The organism is Acinetobacter sp. BZX-2 (genome assembly GCF_055179795.1).
Map to the genome: position 1 here is coordinate 3,581,991 of NZ_CM143686.1, position 15,620 is coordinate 3,597,610.

Annotated in this window: 13 protein-coding genes, 2 tRNA genes and 1 rRNA gene; 5 read left to right on the forward strand and 11 right to left on the reverse strand. The window is 38.8% G+C overall.

Features of this window, described 5'->3' with window-relative positions; all coding sequences use genetic code 11:
- Positions 1–149: 149 nt before the first annotated feature.
- From ACY45D_RS16845 to ACY45D_RS16870, 6 genes are all read right to left on the reverse strand, one after another.
- A tRNA-Ala gene (locus tag ACY45D_RS16845) sits at positions 150–225 on the reverse strand.
- 66 nt (positions 226–291) lie between these two features.
- A tRNA-Ile gene (locus ACY45D_RS16850) sits at positions 292–368 on the reverse strand.
- Positions 369–427: 59 nt separating this feature from the next.
- A 16S ribosomal RNA gene (locus ACY45D_RS16855) occupies positions 428–1,964 on the reverse strand.
- Between the two features lie 479 nt (positions 1,965–2,443).
- Positions 2,444–3,724 carry a hypothetical protein gene (locus ACY45D_RS16860; protein ID WP_463107736.1) on the reverse strand — a complete coding sequence of 427 codons (1,281 nt, stop codon included), beginning with the start codon at positions 3,722–3,724 and terminating at the stop codon, positions 2,444–2,446.
- The gene (locus tag ACY45D_RS16865; RefSeq protein ID WP_463107737.1) at positions 3,721–4,365 is read right to left on the reverse strand and encodes an ATP-binding cassette domain-containing protein; all 645 of its coding nucleotides are present in this window, start codon (positions 4,363–4,365) and stop codon (positions 3,721–3,723) included. Before ACY45D_RS16865 ends, ACY45D_RS16860 begins: the two co-directional genes overlap by 4 nt.
- Positions 4,366–4,445: 80 nt before the next feature.
- Entirely contained in the window at positions 4,446–5,057 is a 612-nt protein-coding gene (locus ACY45D_RS16870; RefSeq protein WP_463107738.1) for a TetR/AcrR family transcriptional regulator, read from the reverse strand.
- Positions 5,058–5,139: 82 nt separating this feature from the next.
- Here ACY45D_RS16870 and ACY45D_RS16875 point away from each other — a divergent pair, with 82 nt between their 5' ends.
- Positions 5,140–6,339, forward strand: coding sequence for an oxygenase MpaB family protein (locus tag ACY45D_RS16875; protein ID WP_463107739.1), 1,200 nt, complete (start codon positions 5,140–5,142; stop codon positions 6,337–6,339).
- A 103-nt stretch (positions 6,340–6,442) separates the two neighbouring features.
- On the opposite strand, the gene ACY45D_RS16880 is transcribed toward ACY45D_RS16875, so the two are convergent.
- The 4 genes from ACY45D_RS16880 to def form a co-directional block, all read right to left on the reverse strand.
- Positions 6,443–6,709: a DUF4199 domain-containing protein gene (locus ACY45D_RS16880; protein WP_463107740.1), complete on the reverse strand. Its 267-nt coding sequence runs from the start codon at positions 6,707–6,709 to the stop codon at positions 6,443–6,445.
- 55 nt (positions 6,710–6,764) lie between these two features.
- The gene (locus ACY45D_RS16885) at positions 6,765–8,831 is read right to left on the reverse strand and encodes a TonB-dependent copper receptor (protein ID WP_463107741.1); all 2,067 of its coding nucleotides are present in this window, start codon (positions 8,829–8,831) and stop codon (positions 6,765–6,767) included.
- Positions 8,832–8,920: 89 nt separating this feature from the next.
- On the reverse strand, positions 8,921–9,373 hold the full coding sequence (locus ACY45D_RS16890; RefSeq protein WP_463107742.1) for a DUF2946 family protein: 453 nt from the start codon (positions 9,371–9,373) through the stop codon (positions 8,921–8,923).
- Between the two features lie 117 nt (positions 9,374–9,490).
- Entirely contained in the window at positions 9,491–10,021 is a 531-nt protein-coding gene (gene def, locus ACY45D_RS16895; RefSeq protein ID WP_010116794.1) for a peptide deformylase, read from the reverse strand.
- 123 nt (positions 10,022–10,144) lie between these two features.
- Here def and ACY45D_RS16900 point away from each other — a divergent pair, with 123 nt between their 5' ends.
- Genes ACY45D_RS16900 through tsaC form a run of 3 tightly spaced genes read left to right on the forward strand, consistent with a single transcriptional unit; the run spans position 10,145 to position 13,080 of the window.
- Positions 10,145–11,305 (forward strand): LysM peptidoglycan-binding domain-containing protein, encoded by a 1,161-nt coding sequence (locus ACY45D_RS16900; RefSeq protein WP_010116795.1) that lies wholly within the window; start codon positions 10,145–10,147, stop codon positions 11,303–11,305.
- Positions 11,306–11,337: 32 nt separating this feature from the next.
- Positions 11,338–12,465 (forward strand): DNA-processing protein DprA, encoded by a 1,128-nt coding sequence (gene dprA, locus ACY45D_RS16905; protein ID WP_463107743.1) that lies wholly within the window; start codon positions 11,338–11,340, stop codon positions 12,463–12,465.
- 45 nt (positions 12,466–12,510) lie between these two features.
- Positions 12,511–13,080 (forward strand): L-threonylcarbamoyladenylate synthase type 1 TsaC, encoded by a 570-nt coding sequence (gene tsaC, locus ACY45D_RS16910; RefSeq protein ID WP_463107744.1) that lies wholly within the window; start codon positions 12,511–12,513, stop codon positions 13,078–13,080.
- Between the two features lie 436 nt (positions 13,081–13,516).
- Here the strand turns inward: tsaC and ACY45D_RS16915 are convergent, their stop codons facing one another.
- Entirely contained in the window at positions 13,517–14,401 is an 885-nt protein-coding gene (locus ACY45D_RS16915) for a DMT family transporter (protein ID WP_463109506.1), read from the reverse strand.
- A gap of 281 nt (positions 14,402–14,682) precedes the next feature.
- Between ACY45D_RS16915 and ACY45D_RS16920 the strand changes: the two genes are divergently transcribed.
- Positions 14,683–15,456, forward strand: coding sequence for an AraC family transcriptional regulator (locus tag ACY45D_RS16920; protein WP_463107745.1), 774 nt, complete (start codon positions 14,683–14,685; stop codon positions 15,454–15,456).
- Positions 15,457–15,620: the final 164 nt, after the last annotated feature.

The following is a 15,620-nucleotide window of genomic DNA, read 5'->3' on the forward strand; positions in this document are numbered from 1 at the left end:
TAATGATTCACTACCGCCTCGTCAGCAAGTAGTTCACTGTGATAAATCACAGAAGTTAATAAATCAAGACCATGTGATCTTCTTATTCATTAATTTCTATAAACTATCTTTAGGATTTAACTTTCGTTTTCACATTACTTCGTAATGTATGGTGGAGACTAGGAGAGTCGAACTCCTGACCTCCTGCGTGCAAAGCAGGCGCTCTACCAACTAAGCTAAGTCCCCAGCTTAAGATCTTAATATATCTGTTTCTCTGTAATCTTGAATTTCTTCAATTTCAATCAGTAGACTTGGTGGGTCTGACAAGACTTGAACTTGTGACCCCACGCTTATCAAGCGTGTGCTCTAACCAACTGAGCTACAGACCCTCAGATACATCAATGAAGAACAACTTGTTGTGGATTCTTACCAATAACCAATCTTTCGTTAAGGAGGTGATCCAGCCGCAGGTTCCCCTACGGCTACCTTGTTACGACTTCACCCCAGTCGTCGGCCACACCGTGGTAAGCGTCCTCCCTAAGGTTAGACTACCTACTTCTGGTGCAACAAACTCCCATGGTGTGACGGGCGGTGTGTACAAGGCCCGGGAACGTATTCACCGCGGCATTCTGATCCGCGATTACTAGCGATTCCGACTTCATGGAGTCGAGTTGCAGACTCCAATCCGGACTACGATCGGCTTTTTGAGATTAGCATCCTATCGCTAGGTAGCAACCCTTTGTACCGACCATTGTAGCACGTGTGTAGCCCTGGTCGTAAGGGCCATGATGACTTGACGTCGTCCCCGCCTTCCTCCAGTTTGTCACTGGCAGTATCCTTAAAGTTCCCACCCGAAGTGCTGGCAAATAAGGAAAAGGGTTGCGCTCGTTGCGGGACTTAACCCAACATCTCACGACACGAGCTGACGACAGCCATGCAGCACCTGTATGTAAGTTCCCGAAGGCACCAATCCATCTCTGGAAAGTTCTTACTATGTCAAGACCAGGTAAGGTTCTTCGCGTTGCATCGAATTAAACCACATGCTCCACCGCTTGTGCGGGCCCCCGTCAATTCATTTGAGTTTTAGTCTTGCGACCGTACTCCCCAGGCGGTCTACTTATCGCGTTAGCTGCGCCACTAAAGCCTCAAAGGCCCCAACGGCTAGTAGACATCGTTTACGGCATGGACTACCAGGGTATCTAATCCTGTTTGCTCCCCATGCTTTCGTACCTCAGCGTCAGTATTAGGCCAGATGGCTGCCTTCGCCATCGGTATTCCTCCAGATCTCTACGCATTTCACCGCTACACCTGGAATTCTACCATCCTCTCCCATACTCTAGCTTCCCAGTATCGAATGCAATTCCTAAGTTAAGCTCAGGGATTTCACATCCGACTTAAAAAGCCGCCTACGTACGCTTTACGCCCAGTAAATCCGATTAACGCTCGCACCCTCTGTATTACCGCGGCTGCTGGCACAGAGTTAGCCGGTGCTTATTCTGCGAGTAACGTCCAAGCATCTAGGATATTAGCCTAGAGCTCCTCCTCCTCGCTTAAAGTGCTTTACAACCATAAGGCCTTCTTCACACACGCGGCATGGCTGGATCAGGGTTCCCCCCATTGTCCAATATTCCCCACTGCTGCCTCCCGTAGGAGTCTGGGCCGTGTCTCAGTCCCAGTGTGGCGGATCATCCTCTCAGACCCGCTACAGATCGTCGCCTTGGTAGGCCTTTACCCCACCAACTAGCTAATCCGACTTAGGCTCATCATTTAGCGCAAGGTCCGAAGATCCCCTGCTTTCTCCCGTAGGACGTATGCGGTATTAGCATTCCTTTCGGAATGTTGTCCCCCACTAAATGGCAGATTCCTAAGCATTACTCACCCGTCCGCCGCTAGAGATATAACCGAAGCTACATCCCCCGCTCGACTTGCATGTGTTAAGCCTGCCGCCAGCGTTCAATCTGAGCCATGATCAAACTCTTCAGTTAAAATCATTAGTGACTTAAGGTCACAATTCTGGCTCATCAATTTCCTGACAAATTCTCTCAAATAAACTTCGAGTAATTTAAACCTTTCAATCAATGAAATATTTTCGATCAATCAATCAGTAAAAATCCACACAAGTTGTTCTTCATATTCTCTTAATGATCTTCTCAATGCTTCGTCAGCATCAAGCTAGGTCGGCTATATTACTCTCAATCTCTTAAAAGTCAATCGTTAATGTTAATCTTTTTTCTAACAAATCATTCTTTAATCAATTCAACAAATTTCCTTTAGAAATCTATCTAAACCTTTCAAGCTATTGATTTATCAGAAGTTTTATTTAACATCACCGCCGATGGATGTGCATTCTACACCATTCCTAAACCAACACAACCCCTTTTTTAAGTTATTTTTTAATTATTGTGCCGAGTGGTTGTTTATTCTTCTAAATTCGGCTTTTTTTATTATAAAGAGCGCTTTTTGCTCAAAAAGAAAGCAATAAATAACTTATAACAAACCATATTGTGGTTAAAACCAATGGAACAGTCCCGTGGACTCGTTCTGGTTGTCTGAAAATATGTTGAATAAGTGCTACAGCAAGCATCATCAGTCCAATCATAAACAAACTTTTTACTATTCCATTTGCAAGCATGATCCAAATCAATGTAGGCAATGCAGCAATAACGGCTACTCCCCATAAAACCACAATTTCTGAAATCAGCGCTTGCCGATTTGAAATACCCTGACTGAGCCAAAATCTCGCTGTTGTTGTATAAGTACTGGCAAGCATGGTTTTAATCGTTCCGATGTGCACTAAAGTAGCCGTGATATACAAAGCACTCATGAGATTTAGGAGTTTATGTGGGTTGAATTCAATGTTAATGATAATCCACGTATCTTTTTGTTGTGCAAACCACGCCAATACACTGCTAGCACTAAAGGCAAAAATAAAGAACAGTAGCTGTTGCTTCATTACGTGTTTATTCAATATTTTTCGTAAACTGACTCGGATCCAATTGATACTTACAGAATGTTTAGCCTGAATTCGTAAAACTTGAGGAAGTGGAATATTTCTCGGTTTGCTTGTTTTACCGATCATCCATTGTCGATAAGTCACGGCAAGCAATATAAAAGATATAAAAATTGATAATATTTCTATTTTCAACAACACTAAAGACAACGGCGCAAGAAATGAGGCAAGACATAAAGCGATAAGATATTTATTTTTTTGACAAACCAACATTTGGATCAGTAAGAGTTCTATTCCCCATAAAACAATCAAAAAACTATCTATGATCGCCTGATAAAATACGCCTGTTGTCCACACGTAGATAAGTGCAATAATAAAAGGCAATAAAATAACGACGCTAAGCGATGCTAAAAATCCTAATTCAACACTGATCCGAATACGTAATGGTAAAGGTGTCATTGCAATATATTGATAACCCTCACCACCATTTAATGCTTTTTGCTGACAACCACTCCATAACAGATGTATAAACAGAAAAATGCTCCATATTTTGATACTTTCCAACATATTTTCAGCATGTAATATACTGATCAGTGGTTTTGCTAAAGCAAGCAAGATAGCAAATATCATCGGCCCAGCGAGTAAACCTACCAATAAGATCAGATGTTTATGCCGTTGTACGGCATCAGCCGTGGTCTGTATATAAAATTTCCAACGATAGCGTATAAGCTGACGAATAAGCTTTCTTTCAGTTGAAACGGACACCGTTGTTTTGATCATTTGATTCAGGCTCATCCTGCTTTCAACCCATCAAGGATTGTGTCGATTGCATTAACGCTTTCTCGAAAGTTTTGATCATGGCAAGACATCAAAATCAATTTGGTTTTACTTTGTTGTATTAGGATTTGTCTAAACGCCTGTAATGTTGCTTGATCTAAACCATTATTGGGTTCATCTAATAGCAAAACAGGAGCTTCTGTCATAAGTGCTGAAATTAACAGAAATTTTTTAGCTGTTCCAAAAGACATTTCTGCGAAAGTAGTCTTTAAAAAATCTTCCAATCTAAATTTTTCAATATAGCTTTGATAAACGCTTGGATCTAATTTTCTAATACTACAAATGAGGTCTAAAAATTCCTGTCCCTGCATAAATGAATAAATAGGACAATGATCAGGCACAAAAGCCATTAATTTTTTATATTCTTGATTATTTAAAAGGCATTGCTGTCCATTGATAAAAATTTTTCCTGAATCACAATCTAACAACCCTGCAATCATGCCCAGTAAAGTTGATTTTCCTGCACCATTTTCTCCAATCAGACTATAAATTCCTAAGCCTTGCCAAGTAAAATTTAACCCTTCAAAAATTGGTTTTTGAAGAAATGTCTTTGAGACTTCTTCTAATCGGATTGATACTGCATGACTATTATAGTTCATATTTTTATACTTAAATAATTGAAAATTTTATTTTTAATAATCTACAACACTGTTTATATGCATGCAAGAATCCGCCTCCCTTACTCATCTTGATGTACAGCTTGTTCTAAATAAGCCAAAATCATCAATGTGAGTTCCTTTTTAAGTTGCTGTTCTGAAATCAGAAAATTGGTGCTACTGACATATCTCATCATGGTAAATAAAGTGCTGTTAATGATCACAAAAGACTTATTTTTCAGCGTTTCAAAACTCCAATGTTGAAAAAAGCGACTAAATACATATAGCCCCACTTCATAAAAATGCTTTTCTAAAATTTGTGCAGCGTCTGAATTGTTATAACCATGCCAGTTTTTAAGGATTTCCATAAAGAAACCACCATCGGCTTTCATCATGTCAAAGCCGAATTGAATACTAATGGGAATAATTTCTTCGAGTTCCAATCCCTCTTGAGAAATTGCAATCTGTTTCAGAGCTAAACCTAATTTTTCGCTTTTTCGGCTCAAGAGTTCTTGAATAATTTCATCTTTATTTTCAAAATATTGATAAATAGAACCTACACTAACACCTGATTTTTCAGAAATTTTTGGTGTCGTCACTTGCAACAAACCCTGTTCAGCAATACACAATTGTGCTGCTTCAAGAATATTTTCAACGATGATTTTTGCACGTTGTTGTTGTGGTTTTTTTCTCATTATTTTTCCATTTAAATGCGAATTGAATACGAATAAATATTCATATTAAAGTTGATTAAACAATAATCGGAAAAAAAGCACAATGCAAACTATTCCCAAACGCTTAGCGCCATTTGAAAAAATGTTGCAGTCTGATCTAAAAGCCAAAATATTGGGCTATATGACCCATGATCATATTCAACCCACCTATGCAGAATACCTGTCTTTGAATGAAGCGCTACAAACAGGTGATGTGGCAATGGATCAAGTCATGTCTTGGGTGATGCAAAACCCAAGACAACATCGTAAATATTTTGAAACGGCTTTATATCAAGGGATTGATCAATTACCACATCAAATCCCTGAACTGACTGAGTTTTTTAATTTGGTCGAACAGAAACCAGATTGGTATGATCAGCAAAAAATCGATGATTCACTACAGTTCACCTATAAACTCGGTACCAATAATAGTTTTATTTTAAGAGATTTATCTTTAATGACAGGGTATCTCTATCCTGGCTTCAATCAACCGCTGATTTTGACAGGTGCTTTGAGTCAACAAGCAAGTAAAAGACTGGCTGAAACCAGTAAGTGGTGGATGGATATCACAGAGCCACATGCTTTTGAGCGTTTCAATGCAGGTTTTACCTCGACGATTTATGTGCGTTTTATTCATTCACTGGTTCGTTTTCAACTGAATAAGTCTGAAAAATGGGATGCTGAAACTTGGGGTACACCGATTAACCAATATGATCAAGCCATGACCAATATTGCTTTTAGTGGTGTAGTTTTAATTGGAATCCGTGCCCTAGGTATTTTCCCAAATAAACGTGAAGTCGATAGTTTTTTACATTTTTGGAAATATACAGGATGGTTAATGGGAATCGATGAAAAATGGTTAATCGATAAAGAATCTGAAAGTTGGAAACTGCTTTATTGGCTTCGTTTCACCCATCCTGATGCAGATGAGAGCAGCATTTCACTCGGTTCAAGTTTATCTAAAGAGCCTTTTGAACGCCGATATCGTTATTTACGCCCATTACAACAAAAACTTGCCTACAAACAGCATCTTGAGCTTACACAATTTTTTATTGGACGTAAGCAGATGAAAAAACTGGGGTTAAAAGCACAATCAGCCTCTTGGTTTGCTTATTATCTATTTGCTAAAAATAGCTTACTTTATACAGGTGCAAAACGCTTTAAAGTGCTCGATGATTTTTTACTCAAAAATGGGCGTGAAATGCAGAAAATAGGACTCGCACTTTACAAAGAACAAGCTAAGCAATTGGCAAGCATGCATTAATTTTTAGCAAATATCGTATTTTAAAAGATAAAAAGAAGGAAGCATTAAGCTTCCTTCTTTAATTAACGCTAAAATTTAAAATCATCATCCATTAACAAATGAATTATTGGTGATGATGCGAAGATGTAGCTTCTGATGCAGTTTGTTGCATGTGCATAGGTTCATCATGTTGCATTGCAGGCATTTGCGCTTCAGTGTGTTGCATCTGCTTATTCTTTTGGCTCGGCATATAATCTGGCTCATTGGTGATCGCCAAATAGAAAATCACCATAAAAAGAAAGCCCAAAATAATTGCAATGATCAGTAATTTCCATCCCCAAAATGATTTTTCAGGAGAAAGTTTATTACTCGAATTCTGTTCATTCGCCATACATTTACCTCTTAAATTTAATCGTTCAAAATTGCTATTTCTACTCTTTAATCGCTTAGAACTTCATGCTGATTCGAGCCCAATAATTGCGACCTGTATTGTTAAATTGTTCTGTTCCCACTTGACCATCAACGCCAACACCTAACTTATTCAAATGCTCGGTATAAGTTTTATCGAGGACATTGTCTACGCCTACAGCAAGATCAACATCATTCATTACTTTATAGGTTGCGTTTAATGCAAGTGTGCTAAAACCTTTGCTCTCACCAATGTCATAACCTACGATATTACCTTTATTCAGGTTAATACGATCCTGTTTCGCCACGGCACGCCACAATAAACCTAGAGAATACTTGTCTTGCACATATCTTAAATTGAAACGTCCTTCCAAAGGTGCAATTTGAGGCAGTGGATCATTATTATCAGAGATCTCACCCCATGCGTACATGGTACTGATATCTGCCTGAATCGCATCGGTAAATTGGTAACCAATTCCTGCTTCAGCACCTGCAATCACCGCATCCACATTTTTAGCACCCGCACTAAAAGAAGAACCATGACTATGCCCACCCATTCCAGTGGTTGGATGATTATGATAACTCAGTAAAATGAAGTCATTCACCAATCCTGCATAAGCAGATGTCCACAAGCTCAACGCACCATGTTCTTGTTGATAACCCATATCTAATTGTAAGGTTTTTTCAGTATCAAGGTCGTTAAATGTTGGCTTCGACATACCCGTATTGCCATGTGCTGTACTGAATAACTCCCAATAATCAGGTACTCGTTCTACATAGCCCAAACCAATATAAGATTTAGCATTGTGCTCAGGGTACTGATTTTCCAAACGAATAAATGCACTTGGCAAAGTTTCTTTACGTTCATCATTCAGTTTTAAAGCATCAATTTTAACTTGGTCAATTCGTGCGCCAGTCACCAATTTATAGGCATCATTCAATTGGTACGTCAGTTCGCCAAAAGCACCATAAGAATGAAACTTCATATTGGTGGCTAATGGCATATTCATCATCATAGATTTCATACTTCCAGCATGATGATTTTGCTGCGAATCAAGCCCTGTGATCAGACTTAATTTATCCCATTCACTGGTCATGGCTAAACGTGAATTCAACGTACGGCGTGTGACTTGCATTTCTGATGGATTCGCTACCATCTTGTGCGTTGTCATATCGTGAGTCATGGGTGGCGTGCGTAAACGGAAATTATCCATCACATGATCGTTATAGCTGTAGTTAATTTGCCCTTCGATCTTTTTAATCACATCGCTTAGATTTTTCTTCTCAAATCTTAAACCCAAACTTTCACGAGCAAACTGCGAACCATCCATGCTACGACCAGCATATTCAGCTTCACCATCTGCTTTTCCGCCTGTCAATTCAACCCATGTATCGTCATCGGGTGTCCAGCCTAGTGCTAAATCTGTATTCCAACGTTTCCAAGCCGATGGAACCGTATTGCCATCGCCATCTTCATAACGATTCGATTCAGAACGATTGGCATTTAGACGAATATATTTTTTCTCATCACCCACCGCTGCTTCAATATTATGATCGAGACGACCAAACGAACCGATTAAAACACTGGCTTGCCCGAGATAGTTTTTATCTTTGGATAATTGTGGTTTTGTTCGTTCGAAAATAACCGTTGCAGCCGAACCTGTATTGGCATACTGGACGGTTTGTGGGCCTTTGATGACAGAAATACGATCATAACTTTCAGGTTGAATATAAGACGTTGGCGCATCCATACGTGCAGGACAAGCGCCTAAGTTTTCAGTGCCATCCGATAAAATTTTAATTCGTGATCCAAACATACCACGGAAGGTTACATCTCCGTTGGTGCCACCACTTTTAATTGAATTAAAACCAGGAATACTTTGTAAATAATCTGCGCCATCTGTCGCAGGAACAGGCTGAATCGGCTGTTTCGGATCTGCATGAATAATTAAGCCATTGGCATCATTATTCAATTGTGCAGTGATCACGATTGGTGCTAATTGAGCAGTATTTTGCTCTTGCTGTGCAGCCATGCCCGTTGAAGAATAACAAGCGATACAAATCGCAGCCGATAAGGGCTGTAACAAGAATTGAGGTTGAGCCATTTTCTTTCTCTTAAATCATAAATATGAGCTGCGGTTAAAGCAGCGCAAGGACTGGAGTCAACGAAGACCCTAGAAAATTAAGTTTTGATTTATGCGAAAAGTGGTGGGGCTCGCCCTTGAGGCAGAAGAAACAGTCGTTGTAATGCAAAATAAACATGCCAAAAGGTGTCTTGAAATGCAATTAAACGAACTTGTATACGATCTAAAACAGCTTTGACCTCCAGTTCAGGCGGTAAAACTAAATTGCCATAGACCGTACAATATTGGCATTGATGGCTTGCATCATGATGATGTGACGGAGATTCTGTCTGAACGCTATGTACATCATGTGACATCGCATGCTGATGATGCGTACTATGTTGATGGTGAGTGCTATGTTGATGATGGGTACTGTGTTGATGTTTTTCGTAAAATTGACTTTGTGCTAAAGCTTGAGAAATAGTTTCACAGACCGGAGCAATTTGATATTGCTTCGGTAACAAAGGCTGTAGAAATACAGCAATCTGTAAAAATACTGCTATAAAACCAAGCAGTAAGCCCATTCTCAACAAAACGTTCTTCTCAACATTTTTCTGGCTAGAGTATAACAAAGCCCAATCGAAATTGGGCTTGTATTTACAATGAATTTTTAACTGTACTGAAAAGCAAAGTTCAAATCATTAACGCTTTACTGCAACTTTTTGCTTTTCACGTGAACGCACCACTTTTTCAACTTTCTCACGTGCTCTTTGACGTTTTAAAGGAGATAAATAGTCTACAAACAGTTTGCCATTGAGATGATCCATTTCATGCTGAATACACACAGCAAGCAACTCATCAGCTTCCAACTCAAAAGCGTTACCTTCAAGGTCAATTGCTTCGATTTTTACACGTGACGGACGCTCAACTTTATCGTATATTTGAGGAACGGATAAACAGCCCTCTTCATAAGGTAAAGTTTGTTCCGTAAGTGGCGTCACTTTGGGGTTAATGAACACCATAGGCTGGTCTCTATTTTCAGACACATCTATAACGATAAGCTGAATATGTTGATCGACCTGTGTAGCAGCCAGACCAATACCTGGCGCTTCATACATGGTTTCGAACATGTCTGCTGCCAACTGACGAATTTCATCAGTTACGGTATCGACAGGTTTTGCAATGGTGCGCAAACGGGGATCAGGAAAACTTAAAATATTTAATAAGGCCATACTGTACCCTCTCTTGCTATGCCATTGATCTTAAAACTAAATGAAGGATATGCTTCATTAAAAAAATGTGTGTAATATGCTTATTATAACGCATATAGATACATAATTTTAGGAATTATGATAATGAAAAAGGTTTTAACTGGCATAACGAGCTTTCATGCCAAGGGGTTCAAAAAGCAATTACTTGCTGTAACACTATGTTTAAGTGCAGGATTCACTTACATGGAAATGACGCATGCAAGTCCAAATGTTAACCCGCCTGCACTCAAAGCCAGTGCACCCAATGTCTATGTGGTTAAACGTGGCGATACTTTATGGGGAATTGCTGGAAAGTTTTTAAGCAAACCTTGGCGTTGGCCTGAAATTTGGGCAAGCAATAAGCATGTTAAAAATCCACATTGGATTTATCCTGGGGACAAGCTACTGCTTTGTACTTTGGATGGTCGTCCACTGATTGGTGTGGATGAAGGTGATGGCTGTGAAGGTATTATCCGTCGCCACCAAGGTGGAACATCTTTACGTCCTCAAGTGCGTGTTGAATCTTTAAGCAATGCAATCTCTGTGATTCCACTGTCAGATATCCAACAATGGTTAGAGCACAGTATTGTGATCAGCCCTGAATCTTTACAAAACATTCCATATACCATTGGCGCAGCAGATAATCGTGTGATTACAGGTGCAGGTCAAACAGTCTATGCACGTGGTAACGGTTTAGTTGTAGGTCAACATTACGGCGTGTATCGCGAAGGGCAACCTTATGAGTTTGTCGATGCGAATGGTAAGAAATTCAATGCTGGCATCGAACTCACTGAAGTTGCTTCAGCCGTTGCTGTTGCAGGTGAAAATGATGTCACTACGCTCGAGTTAACTGACAGTTATAATGCAGAAGTTCGTCGTGGTGATTATGTCTTACCGCGTTATGATGCTGAATTACCAAGCTTGTTCTATCCAACCACAACCAACGAAGTCACCGCTGGCGGTAAAGTTGTTCGTGTTCAGGGCTCTATTGGCACAGCAGCACAACATAGTGTGGTGACGATAGACCGTGGTAGTTTACATGGTGCAAAACCGGGTCAAGTGTTTAGCGTTTACCAGCAAGGTGAAGTTGTTCGTGATCCTAAGACAAAAGAGTCAATCAAATTACCAAGTCAACAAATTGGTAGTGTGATGATCTTTAAGAGTTTTGATCAATTGAGCTATGCCTATGTATTGGAAAGTAATTTACCAATCAAAATGGGTGCTGAGATCAAACCACCTGCAATCACAGACGGCGCAGGCAATTAAACCAATGCCTCAGTCATTGTTGTAATTTATTGATGTTGAATCAAATACCTGATGATCAACTAGATACCATCAAACTTTGGTATTTGGTTCAACACTCATTTTCCAGTTTTCGTAAATTAGAAAAACATTTTGGTTCTATTTCCAATGCAGTTTTACCTGAAAATTTAAAACGTTGGACTGAACTTAAAATACATAAACATCATCTTCAAAGAGCTGAAGAGTTTATAACAACAGTTGGACAAAGCCAGTTTCAAAACTGCCTAGAAAAAATCAAACAACATAGTGACTTTATTGTCCTCGATACTGAACAACACTATCCTCAACAGCTTTTACCTTATAGCAATCATCCCCCTATTCTATTTGGAAAAGGCTCATTTCAAAATTTAAGCCAACCGCAGATTGCCATTGTCGGCAGTCGCAAACCCAGTCCTCATGGCAAACAAGTTGCCTATGATTTTGCTTATTATTTAAGTGAAAAAGGCTTTTTTATTACCAGTGGCTTAGCGCAAGGCATTGATGAAGCTGCACATATGGGTGGTTTAAAGAATCATCGCACCATTGCTGTGGTTGGTTCAGGTTTAGATCTTGTTTACCCGAGTCAGAATAGACATTTACAAGAACAGATTTTACAAAATTCAGGTACGGTGATCAGTGAATATCTCCCTGAAACTCAACCTATTCCACGCAATTTCCCACATCGTAATCGTATCGTCAGCGGCTTAAGCCTAGGCATTTTGGTTGCCGAAGCTCAGTTAGGCAGTGGTTCTTTAATTACGGCGCAGACAGCAGCGGAGCAAGGTAAAATTATTTTTGCGATTCCAGGGCATATTTACAGTGAACATCATCAAGGTTGTCACCAATTGATTCGTGAAGGTGCAATTCTTGTTGATCATCCTGAGCAAATTGTTGAAGATCTTGCACTACCAACGCAATGGCATTGTGCTCAAAACACTGAAAATGAAAAACAAATCCCTGAAATTCCGCCACATCTATTCAAGATTTACCAGCACTTAGACTGGATTGGACAAGACTTGGATACTCTTGCGATCAAATTAGCATTAAATACAGCAGAATTAACCAGTTACCTGATGGAATTGGAACTTTTGGGTTTATGTATTCAACAATCTGGGCTTTACTTACGTTGCCGAGTCAGTCATTAAGGTTCACAATAGCTGCTCTTGTATAAATGAACATGGTGAATTTAGATGATTACAACCTCAGTCGCTGAAGCTGCTCAGGTTCTTCAACAAGGTAAAGTATTGGCCTATCCTACAGAGGCCGTATGGGGTTTAGGTTGTGACCCATTCAACGAAAATGCATTTTTAGAAATTCTCAAACTCAAACAACGCCCGATTGAAAAGGGTGTCATCTTATTGGCAGGTCAAATCTCTCAAGTCGAACATTTACTGACTGACCTTGATCCAGACATTCGTAAACAAGTCATTGATTCTTGGACACAACGCTCTCGAACTGAACGTGCAACCACTTGGCTGGTGAATGCTGATGAACGTATCCCGCATTGGATTAAAGGTAATCATGCTCAAGTCGCGATTCGTGTCACCAATCACCCTTTATGTACAGCATTATGCAATGCTTTTAACGGCTTCATTGTCTCCACCAGTGCCAATCCAGCAGGTTTAGAACCTGCAAGATCTTTACAAAATGCCAGTCAATATTTTGGTGCTGAATTAAACTATCTAAACGGTGATTTAGGTTCAAGTCGTGAACCAAGTCGGATTATAGATGCATCCTCAGGACAAATAATACGCGCTTAAATGAGTCTATTATTTTGGACAAAATATACATTTTTCTTATAAAAAAACACGTAAAAAAGGCAAAAAAAAACTCAGCCATATATAGGGTTGGCTGAGCATAAAAAAGGATGGGTAAAACCACATCCAGAGGGTATTATGAAACTGTAAGGATCTAAGATTAAAAACAACTTAATCCATCTCAATAGAAATATTATGCTACAAATACTATTTCAATACAAATGCAATATTTGCATACAATTAAGACTTAAAACCTATAACAAAACTGTTTCATATCAATCAATAAAATTAAGTTATTCAATTTATTTTATTATTTAAATTTTTAATTAAATAATTCATAAATTTTCATACCATTAGATATAAATTAATTTTATAAAAGTTATAAAATAACATTTTGTTTGTTCATTTTTCACGCTATAGCTCCTAAATTTTATTCAATTTATGTACCATTTTTGACACTATTTGACTTTTTTTGCGCCATCGCAATGCCAATTAAGATAACGACGCCACCAATTGTATGAAAAATAGTCCATGCTTCATGTAACCAGAAGTAAGCGATAATTGCAGTAAATACAGGCATTAAATTCATAAAAATACTGGTGCGATTTGGCCCTAAATATTGCACCGCGACCATCCACAACAAAGGTGCAACCAGTGATGGAAATACGCCTGCATATAGCACACTTGCGGCATTGTCTTGGTTAATCGGATCAATCCCAAAATAGAATACGAATGGCAAATGATAAATCAGTGTGAATCCGACTTGCACATATAGACTGATCAGTAAAGGGACTTTTAACTGCCATTTTTTAAGGAACACGCCATAGAAAGCATAGAAAAATACGGCTAAGACCATCAATAGGTCGCCCCAGTGCCCTCCTAGTTGAGTCAAATTCGAGAAATTGCCCTGCCCAATCACATACAACAAGCCAAAGAAAGAAATGAGACTCCCGATCACTGCAAAACGATTTGGAATTTCTTTCAAAATTATAATTGAAACAAAAATCGTGAATACGGGTATAAAGGCGTTGATAATTCCCATGTTGGTTGCAGTGGTATAATGCGCTGCGGTATAGGCTAAGCCTTGATATAGCACCATTCCAAAAGCACTCAATACAGCAAATTGCCCTAAATGTTGCCGAATAAGCTGACGTTGCTTCCAAACTTTTGGCAACATCAATGGGGTTAAAATAATAAATGCAACCACCCAACGGTAAAAACTAATGCTCACAGGCGAAATATAATCCGTCACATAACGTGTCACTGCAATATTCAAAGACCAGATCAACACAGCAAGAATAGGTAAACACACGGCCCACCACATGGGCTTGGAATCGGTATACATAATTTTAACGATTTGATTAAGAATATGAGAAATATTATCAATTAAGTCGGATTAAATTTAAATACTGTATTCCAGACATCTATAGGGCAATTCAGACACCTTATATTCGGGGGCTAAACATTATGCTGAATCATCTTAATATTCATTGATTTATTATTTTAGTAACGACTTCATTGTTTTCACGCTTTTAACAATCGTAGCGAAAAAGTGTTTTAACACCATGTACAATGTGAACATCAATATCAGTTGATCGCTCAAACATGTCTTTTAAATTCAACCCAAATCTGCGATTCGACACGATGATTTCTGTAGAAGAGTTTTTCTATAGAAAAGACGATGTGGTTACCCCGCATTCAAATTTATGGGGTGATTTTAATTTGAGTCTAAATGGTACTTTAGAATTAAAAGTTGCAGATCAAACTTATCTTTCTCCGCCGAGTTATGGTTTATGGATTCCTCCACAAACTGAACATTGTTGTACGGCTTTGGATGATCAACTCACACATTATATTTGTATTCGTATCCATCCTGATTTATGTCAATCATTGGCTCAAGCAACAAAGACCTTAAATATCCGCCCTTTCTTCCGTCAAACGATTGAAGAAATTTTAGATCAGCAGAAGCAAAATATTCCATCAAATACTTATTATGAACATCTACTGCAATTGCTACTAGATCAAATCCAAAACAGTAGCTGTTATGAACATTATTTACCTCAAAGTGAACATCCGATTTTAAAGCCAATTCTGCAAGATCTATCCAATCCAATATTTTTTTCAAAAAGCCTACATGAAGTCTTAAATACCTTTCAAATTACCGAACGACATGCACTCCGCCTTTGTCAAGAACAATTAAAACTCCCGTTATCTGAATGGCGGAATCGAGCCAAAATCATTCATGCAATATCCTTATTGCAACGCGGCTATTCCGTTAAAAAAATTGGCTTAGAATTGGGCTATCAACACAGTTCAAGTTTTATCGAATTCTTTAAACGCTACACAGGACAAACCCCTGCACAAGTTCGCAATACTTAAGCTATCTCTTTATATTTTCGATAAAAATTACCCTCAGCAACGCACTCATGTACAAAACTACTATAGAAAACCACATGAAATATCGGCATTTTTTATGGGGTGTTCAACATTCAACAGCTTTGTGTTTTGGACTTGGAATAAAAATCCAATGTATCTGAACTTAT

Coding starts and splice junctions, on each gene's coding strand:
- ACY45D_RS16865 (WP_463107737.1), bottom strand. CDS start 4,365: ATGAACTATAATAGTCATGCAGTATCAATCCGATTAGAAGAAGTCTCA.
- tsaC (WP_463107744.1), top strand. CDS start 12,511: ATGATTACAACCTCAGTCGCTGAAGCTGCTCAGGTTCTTCAACAAGGT.
- ACY45D_RS16870 (WP_463107738.1), bottom strand. CDS start 5,057: ATGAGAAAAAAACCACAACAACAACGTGCAAAAATCATCGTTGAAAAT.
- ACY45D_RS16875 (WP_463107739.1), top strand. CDS start 5,140: ATGCAAACTATTCCCAAACGCTTAGCGCCATTTGAAAAAATGTTGCAG.
- dprA (WP_463107743.1), top strand. CDS start 11,338: ATGTTGAATCAAATACCTGATGATCAACTAGATACCATCAAACTTTGG.
- ACY45D_RS16920 (WP_463107745.1), top strand. CDS start 14,683: ATGTCTTTTAAATTCAACCCAAATCTGCGATTCGACACGATGATTTCT.
- def (WP_010116794.1), bottom strand. CDS start 10,021: ATGGCCTTATTAAATATTTTAAGTTTTCCTGATCCCCGTTTGCGCACC.
- ACY45D_RS16890 (WP_463107742.1), bottom strand. CDS start 9,373: ATGGGCTTACTGCTTGGTTTTATAGCAGTATTTTTACAGATTGCTGTA.
- ACY45D_RS16915 (WP_463109506.1), bottom strand. CDS start 14,401: ATGTGGTGGGCCGTGTGTTTACCTATTCTTGCTGTGTTGATCTGGTCT.
- ACY45D_RS16900 (WP_010116795.1), top strand. CDS start 10,145: ATGAAAAAGGTTTTAACTGGCATAACGAGCTTTCATGCCAAGGGGTTC.
- ACY45D_RS16860 (WP_463107736.1), bottom strand. CDS start 3,724: ATGAGCCTGAATCAAATGATCAAAACAACGGTGTCCGTTTCAACTGAA.
- ACY45D_RS16880 (WP_463107740.1), bottom strand. CDS start 6,709: ATGGCGAATGAACAGAATTCGAGTAATAAACTTTCTCCTGAAAAATCA.
- ACY45D_RS16885 (WP_463107741.1), bottom strand. CDS start 8,831: ATGGCTCAACCTCAATTCTTGTTACAGCCCTTATCGGCTGCGATTTGT.